Origin of the sequence: Pallidibacillus pasinlerensis (assembly GCF_009996845.1) — a bacterium.
Taxonomy (GTDB): Bacteria; Bacillota; Bacilli; order Bacillales; family Caldibacillaceae; genus Pallidibacillus; species Pallidibacillus pasinlerensis.
This window is the reverse complement of sequence record NZ_JAACYS010000067.1, coordinates 1-18,297: the sequence shown is the minus strand read 5'-3', so window position 1 is coordinate 18,297 and position 18,297 is coordinate 1. Positions and strand designations below refer to the sequence as shown.

Annotated in this window: 26 protein-coding genes, 1 tRNA gene and 2 riboswitches; of the genes, 10 read left to right on the top strand and 17 right to left on the bottom strand. The window is 36.3% G+C overall.

Going from position 1 to position 18,297, the window contains the following annotated elements; translation table 11 throughout:
- Positions 1–117: 117 nt before the first annotated feature.
- Positions 118–594 carry a hypothetical protein gene (locus GW534_RS12855; protein WP_161921414.1) on the bottom strand — a complete coding sequence of 159 codons (477 nt, stop codon included), beginning with the start codon at positions 592–594 and terminating at the stop codon, positions 118–120.
- Positions 595–739: 145 nt separating this feature from the next.
- On the opposite strand from GW534_RS12855, the gene GW534_RS12850 reads away from it, so the two are divergent.
- From GW534_RS12850 to GW534_RS16525, 3 genes are read left to right on the top strand one after another with little or no spacing between them, the layout of a single operon-like run.
- A complete protein-coding gene (locus tag GW534_RS12850) occupies positions 740–925 on the top strand; it encodes a helix-turn-helix domain-containing protein (RefSeq protein ID WP_161921413.1) in 186 nt (61 codons plus the stop codon).
- Positions 926–974: 49 nt separating this feature from the next.
- Positions 975–1,481 (top strand): N-terminal phage integrase SAM-like domain-containing protein, encoded by a 507-nt coding sequence (locus GW534_RS16530; RefSeq protein ID WP_246204143.1) that lies wholly within the window; start codon positions 975–977, stop codon positions 1,479–1,481.
- Positions 1,482–2,159: a site-specific integrase gene (locus GW534_RS16525; protein ID WP_246204141.1), complete on the top strand. Its 678-nt coding sequence runs from the start codon at positions 1,482–1,484 to the stop codon at positions 2,157–2,159.
- A gap of 76 nt (positions 2,160–2,235) precedes the next feature.
- On the opposite strand, the gene GW534_RS12840 is transcribed toward GW534_RS16525, so the two are convergent.
- The 3 genes from GW534_RS12840 to GW534_RS12830 form a co-directional block, all read right to left on the bottom strand.
- Positions 2,236–2,308 (bottom strand) — tRNA-Val (locus GW534_RS12840).
- 145 nt (positions 2,309–2,453) lie between these two features.
- Positions 2,454–2,804, bottom strand: coding sequence for a DUF2200 domain-containing protein (locus GW534_RS12835; RefSeq protein WP_161921412.1), 351 nt, complete (start codon positions 2,802–2,804; stop codon positions 2,454–2,456).
- A 65-nt stretch (positions 2,805–2,869) separates the two neighbouring features.
- Positions 2,870–3,796: a LysR family transcriptional regulator gene (locus GW534_RS12830; protein ID WP_161921411.1), complete on the bottom strand. Its 927-nt coding sequence runs from the start codon at positions 3,794–3,796 to the stop codon at positions 2,870–2,872.
- A 201-nt stretch (positions 3,797–3,997) separates the two neighbouring features.
- Between GW534_RS12830 and GW534_RS12825 the strand changes: the two genes are divergently transcribed.
- Positions 3,998–5,002 carry an NAD(P)H-dependent amine dehydrogenase family protein gene (locus GW534_RS12825; protein ID WP_161921410.1) on the top strand — a complete coding sequence of 335 codons (1,005 nt, stop codon included), beginning with the start codon at positions 3,998–4,000 and terminating at the stop codon, positions 5,000–5,002.
- Positions 5,003–5,120: 118 nt separating this feature from the next.
- Here GW534_RS12825 and GW534_RS12820 read toward each other — a convergent pair whose 3' ends face one another.
- Together GW534_RS12820 and GW534_RS12815 are read right to left on the bottom strand one after the other, a co-directional pair.
- Positions 5,121–5,855 carry a PQQ-binding-like beta-propeller repeat protein gene (locus GW534_RS12820; RefSeq protein WP_161921409.1) on the bottom strand — a complete coding sequence of 245 codons (735 nt, stop codon included), beginning with the start codon at positions 5,853–5,855 and terminating at the stop codon, positions 5,121–5,123.
- 220 nt (positions 5,856–6,075) lie between these two features.
- Positions 6,076–7,185 (bottom strand): DnaD domain protein, encoded by a 1,110-nt coding sequence (locus tag GW534_RS12815; RefSeq protein WP_161921408.1) that lies wholly within the window; start codon positions 7,183–7,185, stop codon positions 6,076–6,078.
- A gap of 249 nt (positions 7,186–7,434) precedes the next feature.
- Between GW534_RS12815 and GW534_RS12810 the strand changes: the two genes are divergently transcribed.
- The gene (locus tag GW534_RS12810; protein WP_161921407.1) at positions 7,435–7,839 is read left to right on the top strand and encodes a DUF4304 domain-containing protein; all 405 of its coding nucleotides are present in this window, start codon (positions 7,435–7,437) and stop codon (positions 7,837–7,839) included.
- A gap of 97 nt (positions 7,840–7,936) precedes the next feature.
- On the opposite strand, the gene GW534_RS12805 is transcribed toward GW534_RS12810, so the two are convergent.
- From GW534_RS12805 to GW534_RS12780, 6 genes are all read right to left on the bottom strand, one after another.
- Positions 7,937–8,176: a glutaredoxin family protein gene (locus tag GW534_RS12805; RefSeq protein ID WP_161921406.1), complete on the bottom strand. Its 240-nt coding sequence runs from the start codon at positions 8,174–8,176 to the stop codon at positions 7,937–7,939.
- Between the two features lie 32 nt (positions 8,177–8,208).
- Entirely contained in the window at positions 8,209–8,508 is a 300-nt protein-coding gene (locus GW534_RS12800) for a rhodanese-like domain-containing protein (RefSeq protein ID WP_161921405.1), read from the bottom strand.
- Positions 8,509–8,524: 16 nt separating this feature from the next.
- Entirely contained in the window at positions 8,525–8,884 is a 360-nt protein-coding gene (locus GW534_RS12795; protein ID WP_161921404.1) for a rhodanese-like domain-containing protein, read from the bottom strand.
- A 50-nt stretch (positions 8,885–8,934) separates the two neighbouring features.
- Positions 8,935–10,629 (bottom strand): FAD-dependent oxidoreductase, encoded by a 1,695-nt coding sequence (locus GW534_RS12790; RefSeq protein ID WP_161921403.1) that lies wholly within the window; start codon positions 10,627–10,629, stop codon positions 8,935–8,937.
- A gap of 12 nt (positions 10,630–10,641) precedes the next feature.
- Positions 10,642–10,938: a rhodanese-like domain-containing protein gene (locus GW534_RS12785; protein WP_161921402.1), complete on the bottom strand. Its 297-nt coding sequence runs from the start codon at positions 10,936–10,938 to the stop codon at positions 10,642–10,644.
- 70 nt (positions 10,939–11,008) lie between these two features.
- A complete protein-coding gene (locus tag GW534_RS12780; protein ID WP_161921401.1) occupies positions 11,009–11,269 on the bottom strand; it encodes a metal-sensitive transcriptional regulator in 261 nt (86 codons plus the stop codon).
- A 218-nt stretch (positions 11,270–11,487) separates the two neighbouring features.
- Between GW534_RS12780 and GW534_RS12775 the strand changes: the two genes are divergently transcribed.
- Positions 11,488–11,925, top strand: a complete 438-nt coding sequence (locus GW534_RS12775; RefSeq protein WP_161921400.1) for an SRPBCC family protein — start codon at positions 11,488–11,490, stop codon at positions 11,923–11,925.
- A gap of 59 nt (positions 11,926–11,984) precedes the next feature.
- On the top strand, positions 11,985–12,890 hold the full coding sequence (locus GW534_RS12770; RefSeq protein ID WP_312854672.1) for a superoxide dismutase: 906 nt from the start codon (positions 11,985–11,987) through the stop codon (positions 12,888–12,890).
- Between the two features lie 355 nt (positions 12,891–13,245).
- Here the strand turns inward: GW534_RS12770 and GW534_RS16165 are convergent, their stop codons facing one another.
- Positions 13,246–13,392 (bottom strand): hypothetical protein, encoded by a 147-nt coding sequence (locus GW534_RS16165; RefSeq protein ID WP_202630929.1) that lies wholly within the window; start codon positions 13,390–13,392, stop codon positions 13,246–13,248.
- A 25-nt stretch (positions 13,393–13,417) separates the two neighbouring features.
- Entirely contained in the window at positions 13,418–14,008 is a 591-nt protein-coding gene (locus tag GW534_RS12765; RefSeq protein ID WP_161921399.1) for a YhcN/YlaJ family sporulation lipoprotein, read from the bottom strand.
- Positions 14,009–14,151: 143 nt separating this feature from the next.
- Positions 14,152–14,254: riboswitch (SAM riboswitch) on the top strand.
- A gap of 83 nt (positions 14,255–14,337) precedes the next feature.
- On the opposite strand from GW534_RS12765, the gene GW534_RS12760 reads away from it, so the two are divergent.
- From GW534_RS12760 to GW534_RS12750, 3 genes are all read left to right on the top strand, one after another.
- A complete protein-coding gene (locus GW534_RS12760) occupies positions 14,338–14,634 on the top strand; it encodes a hypothetical protein (protein WP_161921398.1) in 297 nt (98 codons plus the stop codon).
- Between the two features lie 98 nt (positions 14,635–14,732).
- Positions 14,733–14,873 carry a YpzI family protein gene (locus GW534_RS12755; RefSeq protein WP_161921397.1) on the top strand — a complete coding sequence of 47 codons (141 nt, stop codon included), beginning with the start codon at positions 14,733–14,735 and terminating at the stop codon, positions 14,871–14,873.
- Between the two features lie 125 nt (positions 14,874–14,998).
- A riboswitch (SAM riboswitch) is annotated at positions 14,999–15,107 on the top strand.
- Positions 15,108–15,166: 59 nt separating this feature from the next.
- Complete coding sequence (locus tag GW534_RS12750; RefSeq protein ID WP_161921396.1) at positions 15,167–15,367, top strand: Fur-regulated basic protein FbpA; 201 nt, start codon at positions 15,167–15,169, stop codon at positions 15,365–15,367.
- A 139-nt stretch (positions 15,368–15,506) separates the two neighbouring features.
- Here GW534_RS12750 and GW534_RS12745 read toward each other — a convergent pair whose 3' ends face one another.
- The 3 genes from GW534_RS12745 to GW534_RS12735 form a co-directional block, all read right to left on the bottom strand.
- Positions 15,507–17,030 (bottom strand): aldehyde dehydrogenase family protein, encoded by a 1,524-nt coding sequence (locus GW534_RS12745; RefSeq protein WP_161921395.1) that lies wholly within the window; start codon positions 17,028–17,030, stop codon positions 15,507–15,509.
- Between the two features lie 18 nt (positions 17,031–17,048).
- Entirely contained in the window at positions 17,049–17,585 is a 537-nt protein-coding gene (locus GW534_RS12740; RefSeq protein ID WP_161921394.1) for a hypothetical protein, read from the bottom strand.
- 110 nt (positions 17,586–17,695) lie between these two features.
- Positions 17,696–17,950: a hypothetical protein gene (locus GW534_RS12735; RefSeq protein WP_161921393.1), complete on the bottom strand. Its 255-nt coding sequence runs from the start codon at positions 17,948–17,950 to the stop codon at positions 17,696–17,698.
- Positions 17,951–18,297: the final 347 nt, after the last annotated feature.

Below are 18,297 nucleotides of genomic sequence, written 5' to 3'. Positions count from 1 at the left end.
TATTTATTAGACGATTTTCGGTCGTTTTTAAATCCGTATACAAAGATTCATCTATCTTTATATCACCTTGAGCATCTACATAAAGAACATTTGGATCAATCCCTCCATACACATCAATCAAAAATAGAGATACAACAGGCCTAGTGTCATGATTCTTAAATCCTTCCATACACTATGATTCGATAAAATGGAGCCTTTCAGTAGTTCAATGGGCATCTCTACATATCCGTATCCACCTTGCTTAAATGTATTCCGATCTCTTTTAATTTGAGCTCTAGAGTGATAGGTTGACCCATCAAATACTGGAAGAAATAGTACTTGATAAGCATTTGCTCTACCAACATTCCCCGTTTTTCTAATAAAGAAATTCTGCTCTAACCATTTTAAAGCACTTCTATATTTATGTTCACTTATGTTTAATTCTTTATTAGCATGTTGATAAGACATAAAATATCGATTATTCGGATCAACTGAAACAACACGACACATGAATAAATACAGTTTAAGCCTATCTCCTGTTAACCCTTTTAATCGTCTAGTGAAAACAATTCTATCAACTAGGAATGTATGATTAGAAATGAGATAGTTTGACATAGTACTCCTCCACAATTGCAAAATCACATCGAACACACGTGCTTAAATTGTTGATAAAAATCACCCTATTAGATGATACAATAAAACTAACAAAGGATACTAGAAATAGTTATTAATTACATAAAAGGAAGCGAGGCGAATTGGTATGAAACGAAAAGAAGGGTATCCTGTGGCATTAGATGTGTCTCATATCCAATCGATATTAGGTATTGGACGAAGACAAGCGTATGACCTAGTCAATTCAGGACAATTCCATGTTGTTCGAATTGGTAAACGCATTAAAGTATCGAGAGAAGTGTTTTTCAATTGGTTAAATGGTGGAGAGGAGTAAAAACCTCTCCATTCTTTTATAACTACTTTTTTCGAAAGGAGAATGTCCTATGGCTTATACGGGATCAGTAAGAAAAGAAGGGAGTAAATGGTATTACGTCATTGAGATGGGAAGAGATGCCAACAACAAGCGTATTCAAAAGAAAAAGCGAGGTTTTAAGACGAAGAAGGAAGCAAAACAAGCGTTAACAGAAGCTCTCAGTTCTTTAAATAATGGAACCTATGTGGAGCCTTCAAAAGAAAAACTAGGCATCTTTTTAGACAAATGGCTAGAGATGAAAAGAATGACCATAAAAGAGAGCACATTTGACACGTATCACCTAAATTTAACAGCTCATATTATTCCTGAACTCGGTAACATTCAGTTAAAAGACCTCACTCCACTGTTAATCCAACGTTTTTACATTAAACTAAAAAATGAAAAGGGGCTAAGTAACAATACGGTAAGAAAAATACATGCCATTTTAGTCAATGCTTTAAACCATGCTGTGAAACTGGAGTTGATTGTTAAAAACCCTGTAACTCTTGTAGATCCACCAAAAGAGGAAAACAGTTAAATGAAAGTTTGGGATGTTGAAGAAGTACGGCGTTTTCTTGAAGTAGCTAAAGAAAGCCATTACTACATGGTGTATTTTATCGCTTTAACGACAGGTATGAGACAAGGTGAAATCCTCGGTTTATCCTGGAACGACATTAATTTTGACGATGGTGTTATCCATGTACGTCAAACACTCAGTAAAGACGGTAAAAAGATCATCCCTTCAACGAAAACTGCATCAGGGACAAGATCAATTGCAATGCCTGATGAATTAATCATTGCTCTAAAACAACACAAAATATCCCAAGGGAAACATCGTTTGCAATTAGGGCCACTCTATCAAGATATGAATCTAGTGAATTCTTCTGAAAAAGGTACGCCAATAAATGCAAGTAATTTACGTCGAAATTTCTCTATATTCATCAAGAAAGCTAATGTCAAAAAGATCCGATTCCATGATTTACGCCATACCCATGCCACATTGTTGTTAAAACAAGGGGTGCACCCTAAGATTGTATCTGAACGACTTGGGCACGCTGATACAAGAATCACATTAGACCGATACAGTCACTTACTTCCGAACATGCAAAAAGACACTGCACGTGAATTTGGAAAAATGTTATTCGGTCAATCTTCTCAATTAAGTGACCAAAATCAGTTGAAAGAATCACCTTTGTTGTATGTGACCAATTGGTGACCAAATGCTAAAGTTTCTCTTGTTTGGGATGGAGGACAAAAGAAAAAAGCCCTTGAATATCAAGGACTTTCGGCTATGATTCCGACTGGGATCGAACCAGCGACCTCCACCCTGTCAAGGTGGTGCTCTCCCAGCTGAGCTACGGAATCATATTTATTTTAGACAATTATAAATATAAACGATGAATGCATTATTGTCAAGGGACATCTTAAGATTTTCCCGCAAAATTTTCCAATTCATACAATAAGAGCAAAATGTTCCTGCCCCATGAACAGGAGGACCCTTTTCATATAATTACGCCCGTAAAATTTTCTCCATCTTTTTCCCTTTCGCTAATTCATCAATCAACTTATCCAAGTAGCGAATTTCTTTCATTAATGGATCTTCGATTTCTTCTACACGGACACCACAAATGACACCTTTAATCAGTGAACGATTCGGATTCATGTTCGGTGCTTCAGCAAAAAATGCTTCAAATGTTGTTTTGTTTTCAATATGTGCCTCTAATTCTGCCTGAGTGTAGCCTGTTAGCCAGCGGATAATTTCATCCACTTCTTCCTTCGTCCGTCCTTTTTTCTCAGCCTTCGTAATATAATGCGGATAAACACTAGCAAAAGTCATTGTATAAATACGGTGTTTTTTCATGATTTTAACTCCTTTTTCGATTTAAAACATACTCCTATTATACATGTTTTTCCTGCACATAAAAATCATTCCCCATCCCCCACCTTCGCTTCCTTTGCATACTCTTCCAAAATATTAAGGGCATACTGCGTCAGGAGTGGCACATTCCCACCTTTATTCCAAATAACCGAAATTGAGCTATACACTTTTTCATTTATAATATTGATCGCTTTAATTTTCTCCGTTGGTAAAAGCTCAACCATATCCCGTGGCATCAACGTTACACCGATGCCGTTTGAAATTAGATTCGCAATTGTTAATAACTCAGGACCAATCCCTAATATTTTCGGAATAAATCCTGCCGTTAAACAAGCCTGCTCGACAATATGGTACAATGATGGCGATTTAATCGGATCATAATGTAAAAATGGTTCATCCTTTAGCTCAAATAAATCAACCTCCTCTTTTCCAGCCACTGGATGATTTGCCGGCACAACAAGTTGTAATGGATGTTTCGTTAACTCTAGTATTTCCAATTGTTGATCGACTAGTTCCCTCACATTAACCGGAGTGCGGATAAAGGCTATGTCACTCTCCCGCTTCTTAATCAACTCGATTGCCTTTGTCGACGAAGTTTCCTGAATATAAAACTCAAACTCTCCTAATTTATCTTTTAATTGATTTAACAGTTTCGGAAGCCAGTTACTAGCTGCGGATGGTACGGTCGCAATTTTAATTGATGTTTGTGGGATTAGCCCTGTTTTTTCCATCTCTTTTACCGTACTTTCAATATTTTCAAAGGCCGGCAAAATACTTTTATACAAATAATTCCCTTCCTCTGTTAACGTCACTTTCCGTGTTGTCCGGTGAAAAAGTTTAAACCCTAATTGCTCTTCTATACTTGTAATTTGTTGACTTAAACCCGGTTGGGATATATGTAAATTTTCAGCCGCTTGACTAAAGTTCAACGTGTTTGCTACTTCGATAAAATATCGTAAGGCAAGATAATTCATTAAAGTCACTTCCTCTTTTTCGCATCCATAACTACAAATTAATAATGGGTCTGTTTTTCTACTTCAATTTTAAAATAAAGCATAATTTCAACGCAATTTTTATAACTACAACTTATAAATCTATAATTTATACATATTTCTATAATACAAAGAAGATTGCTACCATTATAGATGAACACATTATTTTAAAGGGGAGAAATTATGGGGCATATAAATTTCGGTTACGTACAATTTGGTTTAGGTCCAATTGGAGTAGAAATTCTTAAACAAGCAAGTGAAGTTCATGGATTGTCTGTAATAGGAGCTGTTGATATTGATCCGGAAAAAGTCGGGAAAGATATTGGCGATATTTTAGGCACGGAGGCTAAAGGAAAACTAGTCGTTGAAAATCTCAATCAAGTTACGGTCAACGAGGAACAATCGAAAATTGCCATACATGCAACCGGCTCAAATTTAGCTAACGTTTGGCCACAAATTAAAAATTTACTCGACCACGGCTTTTCCGTCGTTTCGACATGTGAGGAGCTATCCTACCCGTGGCATCGATATCCTGAACTTGCGAAAGAAATTGATGACTATGCGAAAAAGAAAGGTTTATCTGTCATCGGAACTGGTGTGAATCCGGGTTTTATTATGGATACAATGACTCTATTTTTAACATCCGTTACCAATCAGATTTCGAATATAAAAGTTTCACGAAAAGTTGATGTTTCCAAAAGACGACTTCCGCTACAGAAAAAAGTTGGTGTTGGAATGAACGTTGAACAATTCACCGAACTTGCTGAACAAAATAAAATCGGTCATGTCGGATTAGAAGAGTCTGCTAGATTAATTGCCTACGGTTTAGGACTTACCCTATCTGATGTAAAAAACACAATCAACCCGCAAATTGCAGAAAAGGAATATACTTTAGCAATCGGTGAACTTAAAACCGGTCAAGTTAGTGGCCAACATCAACTCGTTGAAGCAGAGACAGACGATGGAAGAAAAATAACGCTCGAGTTAATTATGGCCGTTGACGTTGAACAAGAAGACCGCATCATTTTAGAGGGAACAGAACGAACAGAACTTGTCATTCCTAACGGGATTTTTGGAGATACCGCAACCGCTGCGATGACGATTAATGTGGCAAAAACCATCGCAAGCACCCCAACCCCAGGTCTTTTAACAATGGCTGATATAAAAATTACGAGAAATCAACAGTAATAAAGTAACCTCCCTTCCACGAAGTACATCCCGTTGGAAGGGATTTTTTTCAAATAAAAGACAACGTAAGCCCAAAAGAGTGGAAACTCCCTCTAAAATTTTCAATAAACTTTCCGATTTAATTAAACGATGGCAGTGGTCGATTCGCATCTTCCGCATCAATAACATAATAAAATTCATCTACCGTTCCTTCATCAATTTGAATATAAACTTTGCCGTCATATGTGTAAAACGTATTCGGATCGTTATTAGATCCACCTTCTAGGTTTAGTTTTTCCTTCACTTCCCCTGTCGCAGCGTCAATTGTAATCAATAAATATTCCCCATTCCCGTAATCATCCGCAATCACATATAAATTTCCATTATCATAAATCATATAGTCAATTAATATTTCGTCTCCTTCAACGACCCATTTTTCCTCTGTTAAATCGAGATTAACGGCAACTATGGATTGGGTAAGCGTATCGATCGTTCGAAAGATTATAAGTTCCTCTGTAATAATTGGATAAATTGAAGGATTTATTGATCTTCCGGTATCTAATACGACTTCATGAACTTTTTCTTGTGTTGCTAAATCATATTTAGCAATCGTTTTATTAAAATTAAAATGACCTGAACCGGTAACATTTAAATCATATTTATATGTACCTGCACCAGGACTAGCAGATTCTGACTGGATTAACATGTCGCCACCATAGTGAATACGATTTTCCATCCCACCACTTTGTTGTAATTTCGTCCATCGTTTTTTCTCGATGTCATCGAGGGCCGTTGATTCAATTGCGTTTAGACGAATTATGTTCTCAGTTAAAATTCCCCCTTCTTCATCCGCTCCTTCCTCTCCTTCTATCACTTCTTCTTAAACAAACATCTTCCTCCTATAAGTTAAAATTAAAATTCCAAGCATCTTCTTTATACACTTTTTCTGAAATATTGTGGATAGGTCGACTTGATTAAATTATTCGTAGGGTAAAATATTCGTATTACGAAAGAACCAAAATATTTGGGAATGTTTTTAAAAGTCGAATTTTCTTTGTCGTACATGCATGCAAACATTTTCTTACAATATCACCTTAAGCAATCCCTACCTTTTCTTGATATCCATATTTTTGTAATCTTTGCTTCAATTGCTCTTTCATTTTTTCAAAATCTGGATCACAGTCTACCTGTACTTCCCATTCCTTCTTTTGCAGCCAATCTGGAATCGGTTCTTTTCGAGTTGCTTTTCCTTTCGTTGGTTTTTCCATAGGATTCTTTTTACGAATGTAGTTTGGATTATGTTCCTTTAAACTCTCCTTCAATTTCCAATTCTTTAAAATCTTTTCCACATAAGCCCAGCTTTTACCACCGTACAAAACAGCTCGTTGCATCGCTTGTACGACTTGTTCTTTTGATAACTCCTGACACCATTTCGTTATTTCTTTATGTAAAAAATTACCAACCGTACCAAATCCATTTTCTTCAAAAAATGTAAACGGATCATTTTCATCCTTTACTGTGGATTCATATTTCACCTTCTCATTTGGATGCGAAGTTTCTCGAGCGTTTTCCCCGCACGCCCCATCATCATAAATAAATTTATTTTTGTATTCTTGTTTATTCTCTGTATTTGTCTCCCGTTCAAATGTAGGACCCTCCTCACCTCCGACGGATGGGCTTATACAATCTACCGAAACAGTCTCCTCCGTTTGAACGGAAGAGGTTGGGTGAAATATTTCCTCCTCTTTTTTCATATTTGAGGAGGTCATTTCCAAATCGTTTTCCAAAGTAAGTTTTTCAATATTTTCTGGGATCGGTTCTACAAACATTACATTATTTACAATCGTACCGGAGAAAGAACGGATACTACGAAACTCACGACGAATAAGCCCGCACTCCACTAAATAATCAATTGCCTCTTTTGCTTGCCGTTTGGAAAAACCAAATTTCTCCGCGAATGATTGGTAACTCTTTTGCAACATATCGTCCTTGAACTTCTTTTTCATCCGTAAAATTTGACCCGTTTGTTCATCACGAACGACCATCGGACGATACCAATAAACAATTTCCGCTAAAATCGTAATCGCAACAAAATGTGGCTTTCCATTCGCAAACGTAATATTTCGAAACCAACTTGTTGGTATTACATTACCTGTAATTTGTAATTGACCGATTTTTTCAACGACATCATGATCCACAAACATAAAAATCTCCCTTTCTATTTTTCTCTCATATTTGTTATGAAGGGAAAAAAAGAAAAGGGTTAAAACTTTTTAAAAATCGCGAATATCAAACTTAAAACAAAGTAAATTGCTAATATTTTCCGTTTTATACATTCCTGATTACAATATAGGTTACTGTCAACCTTTTTCTTTCTAGTAAACTAATCGTTTCATCTCACGGTATGATAAAATTTAATTTAGTTTGTAAAATAGAATAGACGAGGTGGTAAAATGTCCTCCGAACGAGACAAAATGATATCAGCATTAAAGAACATCGTTGTTCCTGAACTTAGGGCTAAAGGATTTAAAGGATCTTTCCCCCATTTTCGAAGAATAAGTGAAGATAAAATTGACCTCATGACTTTTCAATTTGACAGGTATGGCGGTGGATTTGTTGTTGAAGCTGCCGTTTGTTCACCGGAAGGCGTTACTTTCTCATGGGGTGAAAAAGTTCCACCGAATAAAGTTACTGCCCACGACGTAAACGATAGATTAAGGTTAAACGAAAAGAATGGCCAATGGTTCAGGTACGATGTTGAAAAAGAATCTGAAAACATCTATGAAGAAGTTGCCAAAGAAGTATTAAAGCATCTAATTGAGGCTAAAGAGTATTGGGAAAGTAATGGTAAAATATAATTCGCACTGAAGGTGAACTAGTGCTTCCAATTCTATGACACAGTATTACATAAAAATGCCTGAAACTCCGTTGAAAGAGTTCAGGCATTTTAAAATTTCATTTCGATTGCATCGCTTTTAACATATTGACCGGATCAAAACCCGCAATCCACTGACCGTTAATATTCGTTTGCGGGACGGTAAACTTCCCTGTTTTTGCAAGGAGCTTTACCATTGCCAAAGGATTAAGATCTACATTTACCTCTCGATAATTTATTTCATTCAACTGTAAAAATTCCTTCACCATTTTACAAACGGGACAAAGGGTTGTCGTATATACAGTTACTTTTTCATTCATAACGTTCCCCTACTTTTTATCATCTAAAAAATCTATTCCAACTTCCCCGGCCAATTATTCATACCACCAATCATATTTTCGACATCATAACCGAACGCTTCCAAAATTCCACATGCAGCCTTACTTCGATTTCCCGTTTGGCAAACAACAATATACGTTTTATTTTGATCTAATTCATGTTTACGTAAAGCGAGCTGTCCTAACGGAATATGTTTTGCACCTGGAATTTTTCCCGTTTTCACTTCTGCATTTTCACGAACATCAATAATATGGACCATTTCATTCTTTAATAGACGTTTGTTTACTTCTTCTGGCGTAATTTGTTTTGTCATGGTGTATCGTCCTTTCTTAATACCAAGCGCTCATTCCGCCTTTTACATTATAAATATTTTTAAAACCTTGCTTTTTCAATAATTTCGCTGCTCGTAAACTTCGCATCCCACTTTGGCAAATGACGACAACGTCTTTATTTTTATCGAGCTTATCGATTTTACTCGGTAGTTCATGTAACGGGATATTTTTAAATTGTGGACGATTTTTTACTTTATATTCGCCAGGTGTACGTACATCAATACATTGAACATTTTTATCGTTAATCTTTTCTTTCGCCTCTTCTACAGTAATATTCGTAATCCCTTTTGTTGGTATTAAACGGTTAATGAAGAAAAGGGCGATGATGACGATTATAATCCATTCGAATATGCCCAAACACGTTTCCCTCCTTTATACCTATATAAGTATATTTTTCTGTAAAAAAATTATTTAAAATTGTACTCTGTAACGATTTTTTCTCGACCTGTAACGTAGTCCGTATAGTATTCGTATAAGCAAATTCCTAGAAATGAACCAGCAATATTGTATACATTGTTATACCCTAAATTTTGTAACGCCATGACCATATTGTAGCTACGTTGTCCAGAACGGCAATGAATATAAACCGGTTTGTCCTTCGGTATTTCATCGAGACGATCACGGAACTCACTTAACGGAATATTGACCGCATTTTTCAAATGACCTCGTTCAAACTCTTTTACTCCACGGGCATCGATAATAAAAGCACCTTTTTCAACGAGCTCACGAACTTCAGAAACCTTCACTTCACGATATCGACCATGTAATTGATTAAGCGCAACAAGGGCTGCCATATTGACGACATCTTTTGCCGTACCTAACATAGGAGAATAGGATAATTCTAGCTCTGCCAAGTCTTCTAAAGTTGCGTTCATTGTAATCATCGCCGCAATTACATCAATCCGTTTATCGACATTCCCTTTTCCGATTGCTTGTGCTCCAAGAATGCGACCCGTTGGTAATTCATAAACTAATTTAAAATGCATTGGGTGACTATCCGGCATTAAGCCAACTTTATCCGGTGGCATAACATAAACCGAATCAACGGAAATCCCGGCTTGTTTTGCCGTTTCCACATTTAATCCTGTTGCCGCTGCATTTAAGTCAAATAGACGAATAGACGATGAACCGATAACACCTTTATTCTGGGTAGAGATGCCATACATATGGTTTGCAGCAGCTCTCGCTTGTTTTTGTGCAGGACCGGCTAAAGCAAGACGTGTCGGCTTATGGGTTAAACGATGATACACTTCAATCGCATCACCAACGGCATAAATATCCCGATCACTTGTGACATAGTTTGCATCAACTTTAATGCCACCGGTTTCCCCGATTTCAAGACCCGCATCTTCAGCAAGTGTCGTCTCTGGTCGTACACCAATTGCAACAACTACAGCATCTGCTTCAATCTTTTTACCTGATTGGGTTGCCACAAACCCTTCGCCAATTTTCGCTAACCCATCATTTAAAATTAACTCCACACCATGGTCAACCATTTCTTTATGGAGAATTTGTGCCATATCAAAATCAAATGGCTTCATAATTTGGTTCGCAAACTCAATGACGGAAACCTCATACCCTGCCAGTCGTAAGTTTTCAGCGACTTCAACACCGATAAACCCACCACCAATGACGGCAATCCGTTTCATTCCTTCATGCTTAATAAACGTGTTTAAGTTTTCAATATCGACGACGTTACGAATTGTAAATACGTTCGGATTGTCAATTCCTTCAAGATTTGGACGAATTGGCTTTGCACCAGGCGATAACACTAATTTATCATAACTTTCATCATACGTTTCATTGTTTACTAAATCTTTCACCGTAATCGTTTTTTCCTCACGATTAATCGCAATGACTTCACTATGAACTCGAGCTTCAATATTATATTTTTTCTTAAAATCTTCCGGTGAAGTTAGCACAAGTTTTTTACTATTTTCCACAATGCCACTTAAATGATAAGGTAATGAACAATTGGAAAAGGATACGTGAGGGCCTTTTTCGAACATTATTATTTCCGCTTGTTCATCAAGTCTCCTTACCCGTGCAGCAACGGATGCGCCACCAGCAACGCCACCGACGATTAAGATTTTCTTACTCATCATCATCCCTCCTTATTCCGTTTCGCCTTCCCAAGCTAACATACCGCCTTCAACATTCGTTACGTTGTATCCAAGGTGTTCTAAATATTCACATGCTCTTCCACTTCGACCACCAGATCGGCATACAAAATAATAATGTTTATCTTTATCCAGCTCGTTTATTCTTTCACCTACTTCACCTAACGGAATATGCTTTGCGCCTGGAATTTTTCCTTCTGCTACTTCGAAATCTTCCCGCACATCGATAATATTTACTTGTTCACCATTTTCAATTTTTTCTTGTAATTGTTTTGCACTAATTTCTTTCATTTAAAATCGCTCCTTTTATTTGTCTTTAATCAGTACCCCTACGGGTATATTTATTTTTAAAAAAATAATTTTATCTACTTTTTACAAGTAAATCGACCGCTTCTTTAACGAGTTTTGATGTCTCTTCCCCTTTTTCAATACTTTCACGGACACAATGTTCTAAATTCAAACTAACGATTAATCCGATTGTTCGATCAATCGCACTACGTGAAGCAGACAGCTGGGTAATGACTTCTTTACAATCTTTATTTTCTTCAATCATTTTTAAGACACCTTTGATTTGCCCTTCCACTCGCTTCAACCGATTGACAATGGATTTATCATAATGCACTGAATCACCTCTTTATTTTTTTATATTTTTTACAAAGATTAATTTTCTACCCTTATAATATACCCCCTTAGGCATATTGTCAAGGTAAAGGTTTTTGACTTCCTTATAGTAATGGAAGCAGCTCTGCTTGTGTATTTCGTAAATTTTTCATATATATCTATGTTTCGAATATAATTTAACGATTAGTAATTTCACCATATGAAAAGTGAGGAAAAGCGATGGAAACATTAACCCATTCCATGAACCTTGATTATCCGATTCAAAAGTTATGGAATTTAGTCAATTCCTTTGACGAATGGGCAAAAACGATTCCCGGGTATCATTCCCACGAAAAAGTGAATGACCAACAATACTCATTACTCGTCAACACAAACTTTGGATTTACGAAAAAACAACTACTTATTCAATTTAAAATAATGGATGTAACTCAACCATCAAAAATTCTTTTTAAGCTAGCAAGTGAAAATAAAACGATTAAAGGACGGGGATATTTAGAGTTAGAGAACGTAAATAAGAATCGTACGTCGGCATTTTTACGATTGGATTATTTGATTACAGGTGCCATGAGTATGCTTGTTAAATCGGTGATTGCTAATTCGGGTCGAGAAAAAGCAGAAGAAGCGATTAGAGAAACCGTAAGCAAGTTATTGAATTAAGTTTACGTTTTGAGAAAAAAGGAAGATCCGTCACACCACCATATTTAAAGGGGGTTACAATATTGTCGGATTACTTTAGTAATATACGGAAATGGTGTGATGAAGCATTACGTGCAATAAAAGAGTTTTTAAAAGAAACTAGTAAGAGGAATAATCAAAAAGAGTTGGAAAAATTCCAAGAAAAACTGATTACCTTTCGTGACGATTTAAATGAGAAACAAAACAATTTAACTGAAAAAGAAGTGTATGATAAAGCAGTGGAAATTTATGATGAATTTTATAAGCGCTTTTCAAATGTTTCTGTTGAAGATGAAAATAGCAATATGAATATTGGTCGCTCGGTTCCGATCGGCGGTCACAAACTTCCACCTCTTCCGTACGCATACAATGCTTTAGAACCTTATATTGATGAAGAAACAATGCGCTTGCATCATGATAAACATCATAAAAGTTATGTCGACGGGTTAAATAAAGCTGAAATGGAATTACAGAGAGCTCGTCAAACAAATAATTTTGATTTAGTTAAACATTGGGAACGGGAACTCGCCTTCAACGGCGCGGGACATTACTTGCATACAATATTTTGGTCGGTCATGAGTCCAAAAGGTGGTGGGCAACCACAAGGACGCTTATTACAAGCAATTAATCATTCCTTTGGAAGTTTCGATAGGTTTAAAAAGCAATTTTCCGAAGCCGCAAATAAAGTGGAAGGCGGCGGCTGGACAATACTCGTATGGTCACCTCGAAGTGGACGGTTAGAAATTTTACAAGCAGAAAAGCATCAAAACTTAAGTCAGTGGGACGTCATTCCGCTTTTAGCACTTGATGTTTGGGAACACGCGTATTATTTGAAGTATAAAAACAATCGAAAAAAATATATCGACAATTGGTGGAATTTGGTTAATTGGCCGGAGGTTGATAAGCGTTTCAATGAAGCACAGAAAGTGAGATGGGTACCATATTAAAGGTAAATTGACAATGTGTTTGGGGCTATTAATGAAAGTTGCTCCATTATGATACTTCTAAAAGACAAAACTATTGTAGATTCCATTGAAAATGTCCTTTAGAACAATGCTAAAGGACAGTTTTTATGTGAGCAATTCTTTAAATGTCTTTTTGAAAACGAATAAAGGACAAATTTCATATAAGATTTCAATAATTTGTCTTTTATAGCGCATCTAAAAGACAATTTTCATCATTATTCTCGTTAAAACGTCTTTTACAACACTTCTAAGAGACATTTTTCTCTCATTTTCATTACGAACTGTCTTTTACAAGCATCCATAAAAGATTACTCATACATTCTCCGCTAAACAAATCTTACTTCAACTCATCCGGATCGTATTGTCTCACGTTATCATTCGGTGAGTCTCCTGTTCCGTCTTTCGCTTTACTATTCGGCGTACCGTAAATTTGATTGTCTTGCGTCACTTTTCTTCCTTCTTGAAACTTTGGTTTCTTTTTCATGAATATAACCACCTTTTTACAATTGTTATTTATGAAAATATTCATTTACCATTACTTCAAAATCGCCACTTAAACTATCATTATGTCCATTTGCTTTTATTACATCCGCAAAAGCTTTCATGCGCCTATAAACATCCGGATTAAATGAAACATGGACACTTTGTAGAGAAGGGTCCTCATCAAAAACAATATTTTGAATCAATTTTTCATAACTTACATCCTTTTGATCCTCATTAACATCACTTTCCTTATTTCCATCTAAAGCCCGATCAATTCCTTCTCTCAAAGCTTCTCCAATCGAATCTTGCTCCCCCTCACCAGTCTCACCTTTCCCTTTTTTTATACCCGTCCATACCGCTACATACGCTTCTTGATTTAAAACAACAACTTGTGCTTTTTCTACTACATCTACATTTTCAACCGCCCTTTGTAGTTGGTAAGAAACGTACATGGAATCCTTATTACTAATCGGAATCGGATTCGGATTTTTCGGAATGTAATTTACATGCTTCGGAACAACCGCATCGCTTTCATGGGCTCGCTCCATCCCCGAACAACCGATCAAAATTAATAACAAAAGAAGCACTGGCACAACGTATTTGAAACTTCGAACCACGTTATTCACCTCATCTTCCCGCCCACTCACCTATAGATTGCCTAATCTTTTCCAATCTATACAATCGGAATAGCGATTTCATCAGTAAACTTAATAGACTTTACGATTAACAGAAATTATGTTATGCTAAAAATAACTGAATAAGGTTATCAAGAGTGAATGAGAGACCTGGCTCGATGATTTCACAGCAACCTGCCATAAGGTAAGGTGCTAATACCAGCAAAGCATTGCTTTGGATGATAACGAACGGCTAAAGTGCTCTTTGTTGCATCCCGCAATGAAGAGCTTTTTTCGTTCGTTTCAAAACTTAAAATTAGGAGTGAAACGAAATGAATGTAAGCGGTATGATTCGCGGGTATATGTCAAAAAACATGGATGGGGAAAAGTTTTTCATTAAAGTAGCAGATATAATTGAAAAACAATTACAAGAATGGTCTCCAGAATATCAAGTACTTTTACTAAAATTAAAGGATTATCATTTCATTGTAAAAAAAGGAGATGATTCATACGAAGTTACAATTACAGAACAGGAGCTAGCCCAACTACAAGATCGTTCGCCTTTTTCCTTGGATCGAAAAATTTGGCTAGCATTACAAAACCAAGGTTTACAAATTATAAAGGGCTAAGGGAACTACATTGACTACTGTCTCATATAAATAAATATTGGCAACGAATGTATAAACCTTGGCAAAAAGTAGAAAGTAATATGTGGGAGGTGCAAAATATGTCCAAGGATCGCCAAGAAACAAAACTGAGAAAAAGTGGTCATGTAGCAGCAGATCGTGATCCATCCTTAGAGAAAGATAGCGCAACGAAGATGTCTAGTCCGGAAGAAGCACGTAGATTAAATGATAATAAACGATAATGCATGAGCTTTTTACTTTCACAATTAAAGAGAATCGAGTAAAATTATTTACAAAGTTTTATTTCCAAGTTTACTTATCGGAATAATTGTATATAATATAATGAAAACCAACAGTAAATATTGACAACTTATCTAGAGAAGTGGAGGGACTTGGCCCTATGAAGCTTCAGCAACAGGTTCTACATGAGAATACTGTGCTAAATCCAACAAGCAAATCCGCTTGAAAGATAAGTTGAGGAAAACAATCACCTCTTCTTATTTTTCAAGAAGAGGTTTTTTAAGGAGTGATAAAATTGACTCAAACGAATCGAAAAACGATTGCAGAACGGAAAAATAAACTAATAAATAAATTACTTGCTTACAATATATATAAAAAAGGTGATAAACATTTGTATGAATTGTCCTTATTTGAATTGGAACAAGAATATAAAAAATTAGTAAATGAATCGCACCCTCACGGTGAAGTAAAGTCCATTCATGTAAAGCAAAGTTAATACGAAAAAAAGAGTCCTATTAATTGTACTGCACCCCAAAAGTTAAGTTTTTTACTCTAACTTTTGGGGTTCACATCAAATCTAAAGGACTCTTTTTACTTCCCGCATATTTGCAAAACAATAGGGGACCCCACCCGCTCTATTTCCGCAGCAATCGAAGAAAACATCTGACAAAGCGAATCCAATTTCGTCTCGGGCTAAAATAACTTTGAAACAGTTCGAGGAAATCTTCATACTTACCTTTATAAGGATACCATTGAATTTCCGTTTTCAACTTACCAGAATCGACGACAATTGCTTTTTCATGGCAAAAAATGGTTAAACCTGCGCTGCCGTGATAGCGGCCAATTCCACTTTCCTTTACTCCGCCGAAAGGTAAATGATGATTCGCAACGGATACAGCAACTTCATTAATATTTACCGCTCCCGTAATTAATTGACTTGCAACCCTTCTTGCCTTTTGCAAATCCGAACTCCATACACTCGAATTTAATCCGTATTTTGAATCGTTGGCAAACTTAATAACCTCTTCCTCTGTTTCAAAAGGAACAATCGGCATAACAGGTCCGAAAAATTCTTCACGACAAATATCCATCTCATGCTTTACATTAGATAAAATCATGGGGCGTACAAACATCGAATCATCCCACTCATCAGGATGGATACCCGTTTCTAATTTTGCACCATGTTGTAATGCATCAAGAACCTGTTTTTTCACAATTTCCTTTTGAACGGGGTACGTCATGGAGCCAACATCACTATCCCGCGCCGTTCCAAGCACTAAGTTTTCCGTCTCTTCTTTAACTAGTTGTAAAAATTTCTCATAAACCGTTTTTTCCACATACACCCGTTCCGCACTCATACACACTTGACCTGTATTCGTAAAGGCTGCCCATACCGCTCCTTTTGCCGCCCGCTCCAAATTTGCATCGGCAAACACAATAAACGGATCTTTCCCACCTAATTCCAATGTTGTCGGAATTAATTTTTCTGCTGCTACTTTTTGAATAATTCTCCCTGTCCGAACAGAACCAGTGAAAAAGATATAATCCGGATTTCCATTTGTAAAAGCCGCCCCAACTTCTTTACCACCATGGGCAAATTGCACGACATGTTCAGGAAAACCAGCTTTCTGGAATAATTTTTCAATATACTTTCCAACATACGGCGTTACTTCAGAAGGCTTTAAAATAACCGTATTTCCACCTGCTAAGGCACTAATCATCGGGACAATCGAAAGCTGGAACGGATAATTCCATGGTGAAATAATAAGGACGACCCCTCTTGGCATGTATTCGATATACGATTTTTTTCCTATTAATAAAAGTGGCGTATTTACTTTTTTTGGTGAAAGTTCCCGTTTCGCATATTTAACAACATAATCGATTCCATCAAGACTCGGCATCACGTCTGCGATTAATGCTTCGGTCGGAACTTTTCCATTATCTTGCACAATCGTCTGTACAAGTTCATCCATTTGCTCAAGGATTGTATGTTTTAAATTTTTTAAATAACGCAACCGCTCATCAATGGAAAGTTGGCTCCATTTTTTAAAAGCTTCCCGCGCCCGACTATAATATGCATCAACTTCTTGTAAACTCGTTTCCTCTATATCTTCTAAATGTTCACCTGTGGCAGGATTAATTACTTTTAAAACACCCATCAGAACCCTACCTTTCTTTTAATAAAATTTCTGAATATGACTATGATACCGTTCTTCATCTTTATTAGCTAGATAAAAGCGTATCATCGAAGGAATTTGCTCACGTAAATCCGGACATTTAATCCCTGTTTCTTGTAAATCCCTTTCAGCATTCGTTGCATCAAATTTACCCATCCATACTAAATAATCCAAAGTGTCTTTTTCAATTCGATAATGCTTGCGGATTGCGGAAAAGGATAAAAATAACCGCACAATAAATAACGGAATTCTCCCCTTCGGACGTTTTCCAATCATTTCTTTTACAAACATTTCATATATATCTAGAACTTTGTATGGATTCAGGTCTGTTAAATGATACATTTTCCCTTCATCTACTTTTGCATGTCTCAAATATAGTGTCGCTTCTACAATATAATCAATCGGTACTAAATTAATGACCGCTTCCTTCTTCCCCATTTTCGGAAAAAATGGTAACCATCGCAACCGATCAATGAAGTTTAAAAATAAATAAGGACCATCAAATTTAACCGTATCTCCGGTTTTCGAATGAAACAAGGGACCTGTCCCGGTGTTTCAAAGGCAGGTATTCAGCACTTCACAAAAAATTAAAAAAAGACCCATCTCGATGTTATTTATAAGATGGGTCATAATACCTCCTATTCTAGTTATTTGCCATTTTTCTTTCCATTCATTTCGACAAAATTTTTTGTTCCACTATAAAAGCCGCTGGCAGATAAACCAAGCATTACACCAACTAATATCGCTTCTTTCATGGTTACATCTAAGTAGAAAAACGCAATCAATATACCGAAAAATATTGCCACAAACGGTGAATATTGTGCAGGTAAGCCAGCCCGTTTAAATATTTGGGTAAGTCCAGCGATTAATGGAATAATTGCAATATCATATATTTCAAACATATTTTTCCCCCCTTTTTAATAAATTATGGAAAATACAAAATATAGAAACGGTGCATAAGTACAAGATTTAAAACTTTTTTACTGCTAAATTTATGATGATTGACCATTTATTTATGCGGAAAACACTATTTGTCCATATTAGATTTCTAATAAAAGTTGTGTTAGAAGGAATTTTTTACATCATTTTTTGAGCGTGACGTTTCCTTCGAGCTTTAAGTATTTTTACTGAGCCTCATTTGTATTACAATTATGTGTATGATGGAAAAGAAATGAATCAAGGGAATGAATCAAGGGGACGGGTTCCTCGTTCCATTCTCGAATGAAACGAGGGACCCGTTCCCGTATAC

Bases quoted from the DNA above. Each gene is read 5' to 3' on its own strand.
- GW534_RS12810 (WP_161921407.1), top strand. From the start codon at position 7,435: ATGTCCTCCGAACGAGACAAAATGATATCAGCATTAAAGAACATCGTT.
- GW534_RS16525 (WP_246204141.1), top strand. From the start codon at position 1,482: ATGAAAGTTTGGGATGTTGAAGAAGTACGGCGTTTTCTTGAAGTAGCT.
- GW534_RS12825 (WP_161921410.1), top strand. From the start codon at position 3,998: ATGGGGCATATAAATTTCGGTTACGTACAATTTGGTTTAGGTCCAATT.
- GW534_RS12855 (WP_161921414.1), bottom strand. From the start codon at position 594: ATGTCAAACTATCTCATTTCTAATCATACATTCCTAGTTGATAGAATT.
- GW534_RS12790 (WP_161921403.1), bottom strand. From the start codon at position 10,629: ATGAGTAAGAAAATCTTAATCGTCGGTGGCGTTGCTGGTGGCGCATCC.
- GW534_RS16165 (WP_202630929.1), bottom strand. From the start codon at position 13,392: ATGAAAAAGAAACCAAAGTTTCAAGAAGGAAGAAAAGTGACGCAAGAC.
- GW534_RS12805 (WP_161921406.1), bottom strand. From the start codon at position 8,176: ATGAATGAAAAAGTAACTGTATATACGACAACCCTTTGTCCCGTTTGT.
- GW534_RS12830 (WP_161921411.1), bottom strand. From the start codon at position 3,796: ATGAATTATCTTGCCTTACGATATTTTATCGAAGTAGCAAACACGTTG.
- GW534_RS12735 (WP_161921393.1), bottom strand. From the start codon at position 17,950: ATGTTTGAAATATATGATATTGCAATTATTCCATTAATCGCTGGACTT.
- GW534_RS12850 (WP_161921413.1), top strand. From the start codon at position 740: ATGAAACGAAAAGAAGGGTATCCTGTGGCATTAGATGTGTCTCATATC.
- GW534_RS12815 (WP_161921408.1), bottom strand. From the start codon at position 7,185: ATGTTTGTGGATCATGATGTCGTTGAAAAAATCGGTCAATTACAAATT.
- GW534_RS12785 (WP_161921402.1), bottom strand. From the start codon at position 10,938: ATGAAAGAAATTAGTGCAAAACAATTACAAGAAAAAATTGAAAATGGT.
- GW534_RS16530 (WP_246204143.1), top strand. From the start codon at position 975: ATGGCTTATACGGGATCAGTAAGAAAAGAAGGGAGTAAATGGTATTAC.
- GW534_RS12775 (WP_161921400.1), top strand. From the start codon at position 11,488: ATGGAAACATTAACCCATTCCATGAACCTTGATTATCCGATTCAAAAG.
- GW534_RS12835 (WP_161921412.1), bottom strand. From the start codon at position 2,804: ATGAAAAAACACCGTATTTATACAATGACTTTTGCTAGTGTTTATCCG.
- GW534_RS12800 (WP_161921405.1), bottom strand. From the start codon at position 8,508: ATGACAAAACAAATTACGCCAGAAGAAGTAAACAAACGTCTATTAAAG.
- GW534_RS12755 (WP_161921397.1), top strand. From the start codon at position 14,733: ATGTCCAAGGATCGCCAAGAAACAAAACTGAGAAAAAGTGGTCATGTA.
- GW534_RS12745 (WP_161921395.1), bottom strand. From the start codon at position 17,030: ATGGGTGTTTTAAAAGTAATTAATCCTGCCACAGGTGAACATTTAGAA.
- GW534_RS12760 (WP_161921398.1), top strand. From the start codon at position 14,338: ATGAATGTAAGCGGTATGATTCGCGGGTATATGTCAAAAAACATGGAT.